Origin of the sequence: Microcoleus sp. S36a_B3, assembly GCF_036700745.1 — a bacterium.
Classification (GTDB): Bacteria; Cyanobacteriota; Cyanobacteriia; order Cyanobacteriales; family Microcoleaceae; genus Microcoleus.
This window is the reverse complement of record NZ_JAUBPN010000006.1, coordinates 58,301-72,258: the sequence shown is the minus strand read 5'-3', so window position 1 is coordinate 72,258 and position 13,958 is coordinate 58,301. Positions and strand designations below refer to the sequence as shown.

General features: G+C 44.0%; 6 protein-coding genes. 4 read left to right on the top strand and 2 right to left on the bottom strand.

Annotated elements, in window-relative coordinates:
• Positions 1-142: 142 nt before the first annotated feature.
• From QUA01_RS09025 to QUA01_RS09010, 4 genes are all read left to right on the top strand, one after another.
• Positions 143-2,080 (top strand): ATP-binding response regulator, encoded by a 1,938-nt coding sequence (locus tag QUA01_RS09025; protein WP_333089471.1) that lies wholly within the window; start codon positions 143-145, stop codon positions 2,078-2,080.
• Positions 2,081-3,988: a PAS domain S-box protein gene (locus QUA01_RS09020; RefSeq protein WP_333089473.1), complete on the top strand. Its 1,908-nt coding sequence runs from the start codon at positions 2,081-2,083 to the stop codon at positions 3,986-3,988.
• Between the two features lie 590 nt (positions 3,989-4,578).
• Entirely contained in the window at positions 4,579-5,034 is a 456-nt protein-coding gene (locus tag QUA01_RS09015) for a response regulator (RefSeq protein ID WP_194065847.1), read from the top strand.
• Between the two features lie 125 nt (positions 5,035-5,159).
• Positions 5,160-6,818 carry a diguanylate cyclase domain-containing protein gene (locus QUA01_RS09010; RefSeq protein WP_333089476.1) on the top strand — a complete coding sequence of 553 codons (1,659 nt, stop codon included), beginning with the start codon at positions 5,160-5,162 and terminating at the stop codon, positions 6,816-6,818.
• Between the two features lie 230 nt (positions 6,819-7,048).
• Here the strand turns inward: QUA01_RS09010 and QUA01_RS09005 are convergent, their stop codons facing one another.
• Both QUA01_RS09005 and QUA01_RS09000 read right to left on the bottom strand, forming a co-directional pair.
• Positions 7,049-12,067 (bottom strand): PAS domain S-box protein, encoded by a 5,019-nt coding sequence (locus tag QUA01_RS09005; RefSeq protein WP_333089477.1) that lies wholly within the window; start codon positions 12,065-12,067, stop codon positions 7,049-7,051.
• A gap of 576 nt (positions 12,068-12,643) precedes the next feature.
• A complete protein-coding gene (locus QUA01_RS09000; protein ID WP_333089479.1) occupies positions 12,644-13,861 on the bottom strand; it encodes a hybrid sensor histidine kinase/response regulator in 1,218 nt (405 codons plus the stop codon).
• Between the last annotated feature and the right edge of the window lie 97 nt (positions 13,862-13,958).

Sequence of the window (13,958 nt, the reverse complement as noted above, 5' to 3'; positions counted from 1 at the left end):
CTTATAAAAACTTGGTTTTTTAGGTTAGTATTCGTAAGTTTTGTAAACACAAAAGCAGGTGATTCACGAGCAAGTGCTACAATAACAATTTCATCTATTTTCATAATTTTAGTAATTTTAAATTTAACAACAAATAGCATCAATGATCGGAAATCAAACAGAAGAGAATAAAGGCAACATATTAATTGTTGATGACACCCCAGAAAATTTGCAAGTTTTATCAGCCACCCTGTCGGATGGGGGGTACAAAGTCCGGGGCGTAATCAACGGCAAAATGGCAATTAGAGCCGCGCGCTCGGGTTCTCCAGACTTGATTTTACTTGACATTAAAATGCCGGAAATGGACGGCTACGAAGTTTGCACGCAGCTCAAAGCCGATCCGAAGACAGCAGAAATTCCCGTTATTTTTATCAGCGCTTTAGATGAAGTATTGGACAAAGTAACCGCCTTTCAAGTTGGAGGGGTAGATTACATCACAAAACCCTTTCAAATAGAAGAAGTTTTAGCGCGGATCGAACACCAACTGACTATCCAAAGACTAAAAAGACAATTGCTCGATCGCAATACCGAACTCCAACAAGAAATAATAGAACGCAAAAAAGCCGAAGAAGCCGCAGCCGCTGCATCCCTAGCAAAAAGTCAATTTGTTGCCAACATGAACCACGAATTGCGGACTCCCCTGAATGCCATCCTGGGTTTCACCCAAGTCATGAGCCGCGACTCTTTACTGAGCCACGAAAATCTCGAAAATCTCCGAATTATTAACCGCAGCGGTCAACATTTGCTGGAACTAATTAACGATGTTTTAGACTTGTCGAAAATAGAAGCCGGGATAATTGGCTTAGACGAACGCAGCTTTGACCTTTATCAACTCCTCGACACTCTCGAAGATATGTTTCAAATCAAAGCTGAAACCAAAAATTTCCAACTGAGATTTTCCGTGGAGACCGATGTTCCCCAATATATAAAAACTGACGAAAAAAAGCTGCGCGTCTGCTTGATCAATCTGTTGGGAAATGCCATGAAATTTACGGAAAACGGCGGCAGCATTTGGCTGCGAGCGAGGGTGGAAGACAAGCACCATCCCGCAGCATCAGAAATTTCTCCTAGTTCTAGCAGCGCCGAACAATATTTAATTTTATTTGAAGTAGAAGATACGGGAGTTGGCATAGCAGCAGCAGAAATTGATACTTTATTTGATGCTTTCGTGCAAACAGAAGCTGGCAAAAAAGCGGTTGATGGTACGGGATTGGGTTTGACAATTACTAAAAAATTTGTAGAAATAATGGGCGGAGAGATTGGGGTAGAAAGTGTTTTAGGCGAGGGAACCAGTTTTAAATTCAACATCCGAGTATTTGCTGCTATTTCGTCGGAAATAACAGTCGCGACTTTGCAGCGGGTAATCGGAGTGGAACCAGATAGACCAGTTTATCGGATTTTAGCAGTTGACGACAATCAAGAAAATCGGCTGCTGCTGGTAAAAATACTGCAACCAATTGGTTTTGAAGTCCGAGAAGCCGAAAACGGCTTCCAAGCTGTTGAACTTTGGGAAAGTTGGCAGCCGGATTTAATTTGGCTGGATACGCGAATGCCAGTAATGGACGGTTTTGAAGCTGTCAAACAAATTAGAGCTAAAGAGGAACCAACTAAGCCGCGAACTGTAATTATTGCTTTGACTGCTAGCACTTTTGAGGAAAGAAAAGGCGAAATTATTGCCGCAGGTTGCGACGATTTTGTGCGGAAACCTTTTCAAGAACAAATCCTTTTTGATAAGATGGCTTGCTACTTGGGAGTGCGCTATATCTATCAAGAGTTGCCCCGACTGGAAGCGGGGGCTTGGCGGCGTTATTTTGCCAGCGAAAAACCCGATTCATTTTTCCTGCCACTGCTGGCCCAGATGCCTGGAAGTTGGGTGCAGGAACTCTACGGCGCAGCTAATGATGTTAATGAAGAGCTGGCGATTCAAATTGTCGATCGCATTTCTGAAAGTCATCCAACTTTAGCTGAGGCTTTAAAAGATTTGCTTGTCGATTACCGGCTCGACAGGATAATGGATTTAACTCAATCGAGTTTAAAATAAATGGATAAAAGCCAAATTAAAATATTGGTGGTAGACGACCAACCGAGCAATCTGCGGTTCTTATCTCAACTACTAACAGCCCAGGGATATCAAGTTTATCGAGCTATTTGCGGTCAACTGGCGTTGAATTCTGCGATCGCCCATTGCCCCGATTTAATTTTACTCGACATTAGAATGCCAGAAATGAACGGTTATGAAGTTTGTCGCCGACTGAAATCGACAGCGGAAACCGCACAAATTCCGGTGATTTTTTTAAGCGTACTAGATGATATTAACGATAAATTACAAGCTTTTCGAGTTGGTGGCGCGGACTATATTGCCAAACCATTTCAAATAGAAGAAGTTTTAGCACGCATCGACAAGCAAGTCAGCTTGCAAAAACTGCAACAGCAACTCAAAGAGCAAAATGCTCAACTGCAACAGTCGCAATCGCTGCTTGCTAGCATCTTAAATAGTTCCTTAGACGGTGTGGTGGCTTATTCTGCTGTCCGCAACAATCAGGGAAATATTGTGGATTTCCTGTGGCTGTTAGTCAACCGTGCTGCTGAACAAATTTCGGATGTGCCATTAAATGAGATAGTTGGCAAGTATTTGTTGGTAGAAATTGCCGAAATTCGTAATAGCAAGTTATTTAATTTGTACGTTTCTGTAGTAGAAACAGGAGAAACTGTAGACCAAGAATTTTATTACGAATGCGAGCGAAATTCAGGTGTTTGGCTGCACCTTGTCGCAGTCAAATTAAACGACGGTTTGGCAGTAACATTTCGCAATATAACCGATCGCAAAAAAGCCGAAATTGCCCTGCGAGAAAGCGAAGAACGCTTCCGCGCAATCTTCGAGCAAGCGGCAGTCGGTATAGCGAAAACTGCGCTGTGCGGTCAATTTATCCGGGTGAATCCCGGCTTTTGTCAAATTGTCCGCTATACAGAATCGGAATTGTTGCAGCTTCATTGGCGGGCAATTACTGATCCCGATGACATCGAAGCTGACACGGAATACGTGCGCTTGCTGTTGTCCGGGGAGATGCAAACTTTTTCTCTGGAAAAGCGTTTGCTCTGCAAAGATGGGGAAGTGCGCTGGGCGAACGTTACTGTTTCGACAATCCGCGATGCTGAGGGGACGGCGCAGTATTTGATTTGTGCGATCGAGGATATTTCCGAGCGCAAGCGGGTACAAGAATTGCTCCAAGCGAGTTTAGAGACTCAAACCCGCTATGCTGAAGAATTAACTCGTTCTAATGCCGAACTCGAACAGTTTGCTTACGTGGCTTCTCACGATTTGCAAGCGCCTTTGAGCACGATTGCCGGCTATGCTAAACTATTAGAAAAGCGCTTTCAAAACCAACTCGATCCCCAAGCAATTAAATTTCTCGACAATATTGTTAATTCTTGCCTGCGGATGCAGGTGCTGATTGATGCTTTGCTAGAGTATTCGCGGGTTAGTCGCAGTCAGAAACGTTTCGATTTAATTGATTGTAATCTGGTTTTTGATGATGCTTGCGCTAATTTACAGTTGGCGATCCGCCAGAATCAAGCTTCTGTAACTAGGGGCGATTTGCCAAGGATCGCAGGTGACTGTTTTCAACTACTGCAACTGTTTCAAAATTTAATTGGCAATGCCATTAAATACTGCAGCCACAGGGTGCCGGTGGTACAGGTGGGCGCTTTGCGTCAGGGGGATAACTGGGTGTTTTGGGTGCAGGACAACGGTATTGGTATTGCCGAAGAGCACTATCCGCGAATTTTTCAGATTTTTCAGCGCTTGCACGCGCAAAAAGAATATTCTGGAACCGGTATCGGTTTAGCGATTTGTCAAAGAATTGTCGATCGCCACGGTGGAAGCCTTTGGGTAGAATCAGAACCGGGTCGAGGCTCGACTTTTTATTTTTCTTTTCCTGTAGCTAAGTGAAGTCAGGAGTCCCCCTGCTGTCATCAACCATTTGAGATTTGAGATTTGAGATTGGGGAATTGGGGCATTGCGAATTGGGAATAGGTGTCCGGGCTTGGATCGCGGGCCTAGATTTGGATGCTTTTTTGAAACTGGTTTTACTTAAATTTTAAATAACTTTATCTTGTCTTTACACAAATGCTGGTAAAAGAGTAGCATATTCACTGATGACATCGAGTTCAAAATCTATCACGATCAATATATTAGCTCGATCCTTATACAACTTAACAATCAGCGGTGCGTGCAAGACTTGTCAGTTTATTTCAAATTTATCCCGAGCATCTTGCTTTGGGATGCAGTCGTTTCCCTAGTAATTCGCAGACTAGCATTTGTGATGTCTTGGCAGTTGGCCTGTTCTCGGACAGAGTGCCAAGTGAAACAAGCCGAATTCGCAAAGCTTGGCGCATTATGCAAAGTCTCAAATTGTTGCAACATAATGGCAATTTTTTCAGCTTGGTTGGCCGGATGAGGACTAGAGATGCTTTGCAGGCGATCGGACACCGCTCCAAGTCCCCCTACTTCACAAAATTTCTTGGTGGTGAGGTAAAGTCGTGAATTATAACAATAAAAGCTTTACTCTTCTAATAGCCAACGATGACGAGGACACGCGCTTTTTGATGCAGGAAGCAATGCGAGAAGTGCGATTAACAATTAAAATAAAATTTGTGGAAAATGGAGAACAAGTGCTAGACTATTTGTACGGTCGCGGTGAATATGCTGGTATCAGCAATTGGCACCAGCCAGACTTGATACTTTTGGATCTGAATATGCCGAGGCTAGACGGGCGAGAAACACTAACTTCGATCAGAGCTGACCCGGATTTACAACAAATTCCGGTGGTGATTCTCACAACCTCGCACCGCAGCGGAGATATCTTGCTTTGCTATAGCTTGGGTGCTAATTCTTTCATATCTAAACCAGTCACTTTTGAAGGATTGGTTGAGGTAATGAAGACTTTATGTAAGTATTGGTTTGAAATTGTTTCGCTCCCGCGTCGGGATCTGTAAGCTTTAATTGACGTTGAGATGGATAGTGTGATTGTAGGCTACATTTGATAGACCGACATATTGCAGGGTAAGTATAGATTTCAAAACAAAAAAGTTTCATTCAACCCGCTGCGAACGCTATAGTTGTGTTAACACGTCATCAATGTCTGAAAATTTTGTTGGTTGAGGATGACCTCGCAGATGCGACGCTGATTGAAGACCTTTTAGGGTCATTCAGCGAGTCTCTGTTTTGCCTTCAAACTGTTAAGTCTCTGGAGAAAGGACTGGCGTGTTTAGAAGCAGAAAAATTTGATGCAATACTGTTGGATTTGTCAGTGTCAGACAGCTTGGGAGGAAGGCAGGATATTGCCATTTTGAAAGCCCGATCGCCCACAGTGGCGGTGGTGGTGCTGACGGATATCAATGATGATAATACGGCGCTGTCGCTATTGCGATCGGGCGCTCAAGATTGTTTGGTGAAGGGAAGATTTCACAGAACTCTGCTGGTGCGGGCGATCCATTACGCGATCGAACGCCAGCAAGTCGAAGAACAATTGCGACAACAAGCTCTCCGGGAGCGGCTGTTGGGACAAATGATCCAACATATTCGATCGTCAATAGACGGGGCAAGCATTCTTCAAAGTACCGTCGCAGAAGTGCGCCAATTTCTGAAAACAGACCGCGTTTTAATTTATCGCTGTCACGATTGGGCTTCTCAACTCGACGAGGAAGAGCAACAAGGTGCGATCGCCGCAGGTGATGGTTTGCCATTGGGTTATATTGAAAATCAAAATATTAGTGCTGCCATGGCGGTGTCATGCTTTGTTTTGGTCGAATCTCAGTCGGTACAAGCAATAGCAGATGTCAGCGCTGCCGAATTGTCTGGCAGTTACAAAGAGTTGCTGGCAGATTGTGAAATTGCAGCAGTTTTAAGCGTGCCAATTTGGCAATCGAGCGACTGGGAAACGGCAAATAACAGACTAGAAGGCACTTTTTGGGAAGCAGAAAAGACACCAGATGCAGTGGAAGATTATATCTCTTGGCAGGCTGCTCAACCGCAGGCGCAGGGTTCTAGTATGCCGGATTTGAGGAGTGAAAATTGCAATAAATTGTGGGGAATGCTGACAGCATACAATTGCAGTGGTATGAGGGAATGGCAGCAGTGGGAAATAGATTTTTTACAGCACTTAGCAAATCAAGTGGCGATCGCGATCGAACAATCTCAACTTTACCGCCAGCTCGCAATAGCCAATCAAAAATTGCAGCAACTGGCAACTACTGACGGACTGACGGGCATTGCCAACCGCCGCCAGTTCGATCGCGTTTTGATATTGGAGTGGCGCAGATTGGCAAGAGAGGAACTGCCGCTTTCTTTAATTATGTTGGACATCGACTTTTTTAAACTTTACAACGAGTTTTACGGCCACGTCGGCGGCGACGATTGTTTGCGCCAAGTTGCCAGCGCGATCGCCTGTTCTAGCAAGCGGGCTGGGGATTTTGCCGCCCGCTACGGTGGCGAAGAATTTGCCGTAGTGCTGCCCAATACCAGCGTCGAAGGGGCAAACGTTGTCGCCCGGAAAATTTGCGACGATATTGCCAGTTTGAAATTGCCTCACGCGCGATCGCCGATCGGCTCTTATCTTACCCTCAGTTGCGGAATTGCCACAGCGATGCCTGATTCGCAGGAATCTCCCTACACCTTAATTCGCAGCGCTGACAGCGCCCTTTTTCAAGCTAAAACTGAAGGTAAAAATCGCATTTGTCACGCTAGCAGCAAGTCGGAATCTACGCCGATTTTGATGTGAGGGAAGAGGGAAGAAGGAAGAGGGAAGAATGAACAAGGAAGAGGGAAGAAGGAAGAAGGAAGAAGGAAGAGGGCATAAGGAAGAATAACATTGAATTGAATTGTATACTTTGATTGATATATCTACCCCACATGACAGGTAGATGAACATAGATTAATGCAGATGATTTCATTCCGAGGAAAGTCAATAAATGCAATTGATCGTCTAATTTTTTATTGCCAATTCCTAATTTATTTTCCCAAATTAGAACTCCTACCAGTTAAATTCGATCGCACTGGAATTTCAATCACAAACTCCGATCCTTCTCCCGGTGTCGAAATACAGCTCAAGCGACCGCCGTGCCGATCGACTACAATCGAGTGAGAAATCGACAATCCCAAGCCAGTGCCCTTGCCCACAGGCTTAGTCGTGAAAAACGGGTCAAACAGCCTCGATCGCACCGAGTCCGGTATCCCCCCGCCGTTGTCGGCAATAGATACCGCTACGAAGCCTGCAGCAGCCGGATAAGTCCGAATCGCGATCGTGCTCGGATGCCGATCGCACTCCTGGAGCGTCCGCCCTTTGTCCCGTTCTTCCAAAGCATCGATCGCATTAATTAAAATATTCATAAATACCTGATTTAACTCGCCCGGAAAACACTCAACTTGCGGCAGTTCCTGGTAATGTTTAATTACCTGAATCGCCGGACGGCTGCTGTGAGATTTTAACCGATTTTGCAAAATCATCAAAGTGCTGTCAATTCCCTCGTGAATGTTGACCGACTTCCCCGCCGACTCGTCCAAGCGGGAGAAGTTACGCAATGATTTGACAATCTCTACAATTCGCTCGGTTCCTACCTGCATCGAAGTAAACAGTTTCGGAAAATCCTCAACAATATAATCTAAATCGATCGCATCAATTTTATCCAAAACTTCCGCCGGAGGATTGGGACAGTATTGCTGGTAAACTTGAATCAATTCCAGCAAATCTAAACTGTAACCGCTAGCCGGACTGATATTGCCGTGAATGAAGCTGACGGGGTTGTTAATTTCGTGAGCAACACCAGCAACTAACTGACCCAAACTCACCATTTTTTCATTTTGAACGAGTTGAGCTTGAGTCGTTTTAAGTTTATTAATTGCTGCTTCCAACTCTAGTGCTTTTAAGCGTTCTCGCGCTTCCGATTCCTGCAAAGCTGACTCGGCTTGTTTGCGATCGGCAATTTCAATTTGTGCTTGCTCGAACAGCGTCGATTGCTGGATCGCGATCGCCAATTGCACGCTAATTTGTTTGAGACACTCCACCTCAATTTCCTGCCAGTGGCGGGGGGCCGCGCACTCGTGGGCAATCAATAGCCCCCACAACTTCTCGCCTTGCAAAATCGGCACTACCAAATTAGCTCGCACCTGAAATTGACTTAACAAATCAATGTGGCACTGCGAAAGACCGGCTTGGTAAATATCATCGATCACTACAGTGCGATTATCTTTGTGAGCAGCATAGCTGGTGGATTTTAAACAAGAATCGTTAATAGTTCTTCCCAGAAGCGGTTGCCAATTCTCGCCTACAGATTCGACAGTTACAAAACCGCTCCAGTCAGGATTAAAGCGATAAATAATTGTCCGGTTTGTATCCAAAAATTGCCGGACTTCAGCCACAGCCTTTGTCAAAATTTCGGCTAAATTTAGAGAAGATCGAATGCGTTCCAGCATCCCTACCACCAAACGTTCTCGCTTTAGTTGCTGGCGCAAAATAGACTCGGCCAGTTTGCGATCGCTAATATCTTCAATCACAGCAAGTCCGTAATTCGGTTCCCCAAACTCATCCCGCACTAAAGATACAGTCACGTTCGCCCAAACCAATGAACCATCTTTGCGTACAAAGCGTTTCTCAAGTGCATAATTAAAGATTTCCCCAGCTAACAGTTTTTTTGCCATATCGACATCTGCTGCTATCTCTTCCGGGTGCGAAATATCCCCAAGATTTAGGGCTTTCAGTTCCAATACTGAGTACCCGACAGTATTGCAAAAGCCTGGATTTACATTCAAAAAAGAACCGTCTGGTCGCACTTTAACAATGCCGACGGCCGCTTGTTCAAATACAGCTCGAAACCGTTTTTCGCTTTCTTGCAAAGCAATTTCTGATTTTTTGCGATCGGTAATATCCATTTCCGTGCCAAACAGCCGCACCACTTGACCAAACTCATTTTTAACAACTCGTCCTTTACCGTTAACGTGCCGGATTTCTCCTGATGGAAAATAGATGCGGTGGTCAATGTCGTAAGCTGTGCCTTCAGTCACTGCCTTTTGCACAACTTGTGTAAACTTTTCTTTGTCATCGGGATGAATTTGCTCTAAAAGTTCTTCCATTGTCGGCGGCTGATTCAATTCTCGACCGTAAATTCTAAATACTTCCGCCGACCAAGTAATAATTTGTGTCTGAATATCGAATTCCCAATTCCCCATGCGGGCAATTTTTTGCGCTGCTTGCAACTGTTCGGCAAGTTGTTGTAGAGATACGATCAACTCTGTTTTTTCAGCTTCAGCCCCAACGCGGGTGCTGATATCTTTGTGAGCGCCTGTCATCCGCAGCGGCCCACCCCATTCGTCATACTCGACCACCTTACCCATCGCCAGAATCCACTGCCAATTTCCCCCTTTGTTGAGCAGCCGAAATTCAACTTCATAGATATCGGTGCGACCTTCAAAACAGGATTTTAAAGATTCCTTTGCCTTCAGCCTGTCTTCGGGATGCAGCAAATTTTCCCAAGCTTCAAGGTTATTGGCAATTTCAGTTTCTGCGTAACCGAGCATTGATTTCCAGTGTGCGTCGAAATAAGTTTCGCCAGTGGCTATATTCCAATCCCACAGCCCCAAAGAGCTGCCGGAAACCGCCAACTGCAATCGCTCTTGACTGAGTTTTAATGCCGATTCGGTGCGTTTTAGTTCTGTGAGGTCAGCAATTATTGCCATCATTCCTATTGGTTTAGTGTCGCTATCTTTAATGCAGTCAGCTCGCAATATAGTTTCTATGATTTCGCCATTTTTAGCCTTGAGTTCAATTTCAGTGTTCCAGGACAAACCTTTCCGCAGTACCCTAAATAACTTTCTCAAATCTTGAGATTTGGCGTACATTACTGCTGGGCCGCCGGCATTATTTAGTTCATCAACTGTATAGCCGTAGCGCTGAATAAATGCTTGATTGTGATAAATTGAACAACCGTTCAAATCTGCGATCGCGATCGCATCGCTAGCGCTGTCTACAGCTTGAGTTACCAAGCACAGAGTCAGTTCGGCGGTTTTGCGATCGGTAATATCAAAAATCGCTCCGTCGAGCCACAAAACTAACCCTTCTCGATCATAAGTCGGTCTACCTCTTTCCGACATCCACCGCACCGCCCCGTCAGCGCGAACAATCCGGTATTCTAGATTGTACGGCTGTCTCGACTCTACCGCTGCGCTGACTTGTCGATCGACCATTTCCTTGTCTGCCTCGTGGATAATGCTAGCAAAACTCAAGCGGCTGTTGTCAGTAAAATCCGCAGCCGGATAGCCACTAATTGCCTGAATTTCATCGCTAATAAACACCATTGTCCAATCAGCATCGTACAAAGTGCGGCAGATAGCGCCGGGAATACTCTCAACGAGCGATCGAAATCTGGCTTCCGTTTCCCGCAAAGCTGCTTCTGCCTGTTTAAAATCAGTAATATCCAGTATCATGCCTTCCCAAACAATATCCCCTTCCTGCCCTCTTGCTGTCGGAAAATCCACTCGTTCCGGTCTCGAAACCCCTCGCATCCACTTAACTGTTCCCGAAGGCAAAATCGCACACCATTCCTGCTGCCACGGCTGGATACTTGCCGCTGAAACAGCAATTGATTCGTAAATTTTTGCCCGGTTATCTGGAGGAACACAATTGAAAATAAGTTCGGGATTTAGCTGAATATCTTCTGGTGTCAGTTCATATAAATCGCGGCATCCAGAAGAGATGTAAGGGAAAGACATTTTTCCATCAGTTGAAAGTCGAAATTGATAAATTATTCCCGGCAAATTGGCTGCAAGTTGCTGCAATCTAGCTTCGCTTTCTTGCAGAGCTAATTGTTTGCGCTTATCTTCACTAATATCTCGAATTATCCCCACAAGAATTTTACGGCTGTCGGTATTTTCAAATATCGTTTTTTTAGTAGAAATAATGTGTCCGATACCGCTGCCATCCGTAAATATTTCCTCAGTTTCGTTTTCTTCCTCCGTCCTAAAAACTTGTTCGTCCTTCTCCCAAAAAAACTCAGCTTCTTCTTTTGGGAAAAAGTCGAAATCCGATTTACCTAGCAGTTCTTCGCGCGGCTTGCCCATCAGCTTGCAAAAAGCATCATTTAACAGTATCCAGCGGTGCTGTTCATCTTTGACAAAAATTGGATCGGCAACTGCATCGATCGTATAATTCAAAAATCTTTTACTAGCTTCCAGCTCCTCTAATGCTAAAACTTTATCGGTAATATCGTTAATAGTTCCTGTCGTCCCCAGCGCCTCCCCCTGGCCCAAAATCAAAAAAACCTGCACTTCCACCCACCGAATCTCGCCATTTTTAGTAAGATATCGAATTTGATAGCAACAAGACGTTCCTTGATTTTTGCTCAGGCTTCTGGACAAATTTAAATATTGAAATTGGTCGTCTGGATGAATGTAACTCAAACAGGAATTTCCTAAGCTTTCATCAACGGTAAATCCAGTAATTTCCGTCCACGCCGGATTCAGAAAAGTCCAATCGCCAGCAATATTTGTTTCAAAAACAACTTCTTTGATATTGTCAACAAGTTGCTGGTATTTTACTTGACTTTTTTGCCATTGTGCTTGCCGTTTTTCGCGGGCGATCGCGCAACGCAGCGTCCGCACCAGCAGCCTGCTGTTTACTTGTTTTTTTACCAAATAATCTTGGGCGCCTGCTGCAATTAACTCGACGGCCATTTCTTCCTCATCGGCCGCTGTCAGAATGACGATCGGAATATTGATCCCGCAATCTTGCAGCCGGAAAAAAGTATTGAATTTTTGGCTGTCAGGAAGTGTGAGGTCTAATAAAATTACATCAAAAATCTCGCAGCTTAAAATTTCTATAGCATCTTGAAGGCGAACTACATTCGTCGTCTCAATCGATCCTCTCAACCCATACTCAGACAGCAATTCTTGAATAAGTTCTGCATCTTCTGCACAGTCTTCTACTAACAGAACTTTCAAAGTAGCAAGCGTTAAAGTTGACTCACAAACAGATTTCATTTTGCTATTTTTTAGTATTTAATAAAAATGTAGCAGCGGATGAAGCTACCTAGCTGATTTTTGGATAATTTGAACCGGACGGTTTAGAGTGCGATGGATGCCTGCTGACTCCAGATTTATTTGTAAAATTGAGTCTCTAGCAGCAAATTATATCCTGTCGGGTCAATTATTATAACAAAAACCGTTCGTAGTGTGAACTTTAATCGGCAGTATATTACGAACTCAAGTCCACACTACGAACCTTACTTATTGCGCGACGGGACACTAGATTATTGACTTCGCCCCACACCTAGCGGGCTAAAACCATCATCTTTTTTATTGATATTGCAACTCTACTCTGTTTTAATTTACAACCTTTGGCTGGGAAATAGCAAGGGTCAAGGTAAAAAAGCGCGGATTGTCGAGAAAGAGTTGCATTCGTGACTGCGAACCTAGGTCAATTACAGTGAATTTACGGAACACGCTAGGAAATTGTCTCGGTTGAATCACTGATAAGTAACGCCCGTTCGTAGTGAGGACTAAAGTTCTCACTACAAACCCGATCAAAAACCCAATTGTGAGCTTAACTCCGGTTATCTAATTGGTCGGTTGAGTTGGCTGCTGTTTGGGCAGCACAACTGTAAATACGCTGCCTTTACCGAGATTAGTGCTAATAGCAATCTCGCCGTTAAACGGTTTTAAAAGTTCAAGGCAAGTATAAAGTCCGAGACCAGTTCCTGTCGGTTCTCCTTCGGTTTTTTCTTCGCCTTTAGGTGGCTTTGATGTGTAAAAAGGGTCAAAGAGTTTTGATAAATCTTCAGGTGCTATACCGCATCCGTTATCTGAAATATCCATGTATATGTTCGAGTCATCTTGCCTGGTCACTATAGTTAGTTCCCGGATTTTCTTTGCCCACATAGCATCCATTGCATTATTGATTAAGTTATAAAAAATTTGAGATATATAGGAATAAATCAAGGGAACGGTGACAATTTTTTCGTCATAAAAATATTTTTTTCTGATCTTATTTTTAAAATACATATTCCCTTCCAATAACTGAATTTCTCGCTGTACTAAATCGTTGATATTCACAGGCTGCAAATCTTGCTTTTGCTCTTCTCTGCTTTTCATCATCAGAGTATCCATGATCTGATTGATTTTTGTGACAGCTTGAAAAATATACTTTGTATAACTAAAAAAAGAGTCTTCTTGCATTTCTGTGGCTTTTGTTTCAATCAATTCGACGCTAGTTTGGATTACTTGCAGCGGACTTCTGAAGTTGTGCACCATGCCCTGAGTCAAACGTCCGATGATTGCTGTTTTTTCCTGGTCGATCAATTGCTTGGTTTTTTGTTCGACAAGTCTTTCTAGGTTTTGGTTGAGGTGGGCGAGTTCGAGGTTTTTTTCTTCGAGTTTTTTTTGCAAGCTGCGGATTGTCAGGTGAGTTTCAATGCGGCTCAATACTTCTTCGTGCTGGAAGGGCTTGGTGATGTAGTCAACGGCTCCTGTCTGAAAGCCTCTTACTTTATCGAGGGTGTCGGAAAGGGCGCTCATGAAGATGATGGGAATGTCTCGGGTTGACTGGTCTGCTTTCAAACGCAGGCAAGTTTCAAAACCGTCAATTCCTGGCATCATGATGTCCAAAAGAATTAGGTCGGGATGGATGTATTCGATTTGCTCGATCGCGCTTTCGCCATCTAGAGCCACTAATACTTTATAGCCGTAATTCCTTAACAGCTCGAAAAGTACGTCGAGATTGGTTTGGTTGTCATCTACAATTAGTATGATGCTTCTTGTGGAATTCTGATCTTTCATATTCAACGGAAATCTTCAAATTTTTGATTTGTGAGTTGTCAATTGTGACTTACAATCGGATTCAACTAATGTTCTACGGCTCTAGAAACCCCGTTGC

Coding starts and splice junctions, on each gene's coding strand:
- QUA01_RS09025 (WP_333089471.1), top strand. CDS start 143: ATGATCGGAAATCAAACAGAAGAGAATAAAGGCAACATATTAATTGTT.
- QUA01_RS09020 (WP_333089473.1), top strand. CDS start 2,081: ATGGATAAAAGCCAAATTAAAATATTGGTGGTAGACGACCAACCGAGC.
- QUA01_RS09005 (WP_333089477.1), bottom strand. CDS start 12,067: ATGAAATCTGTTTGTGAGTCAACTTTAACGCTTGCTACTTTGAAAGTT.
- QUA01_RS09000 (WP_333089479.1), bottom strand. CDS start 13,861: ATGAAAGATCAGAATTCCACAAGAAGCATCATACTAATTGTAGATGAC.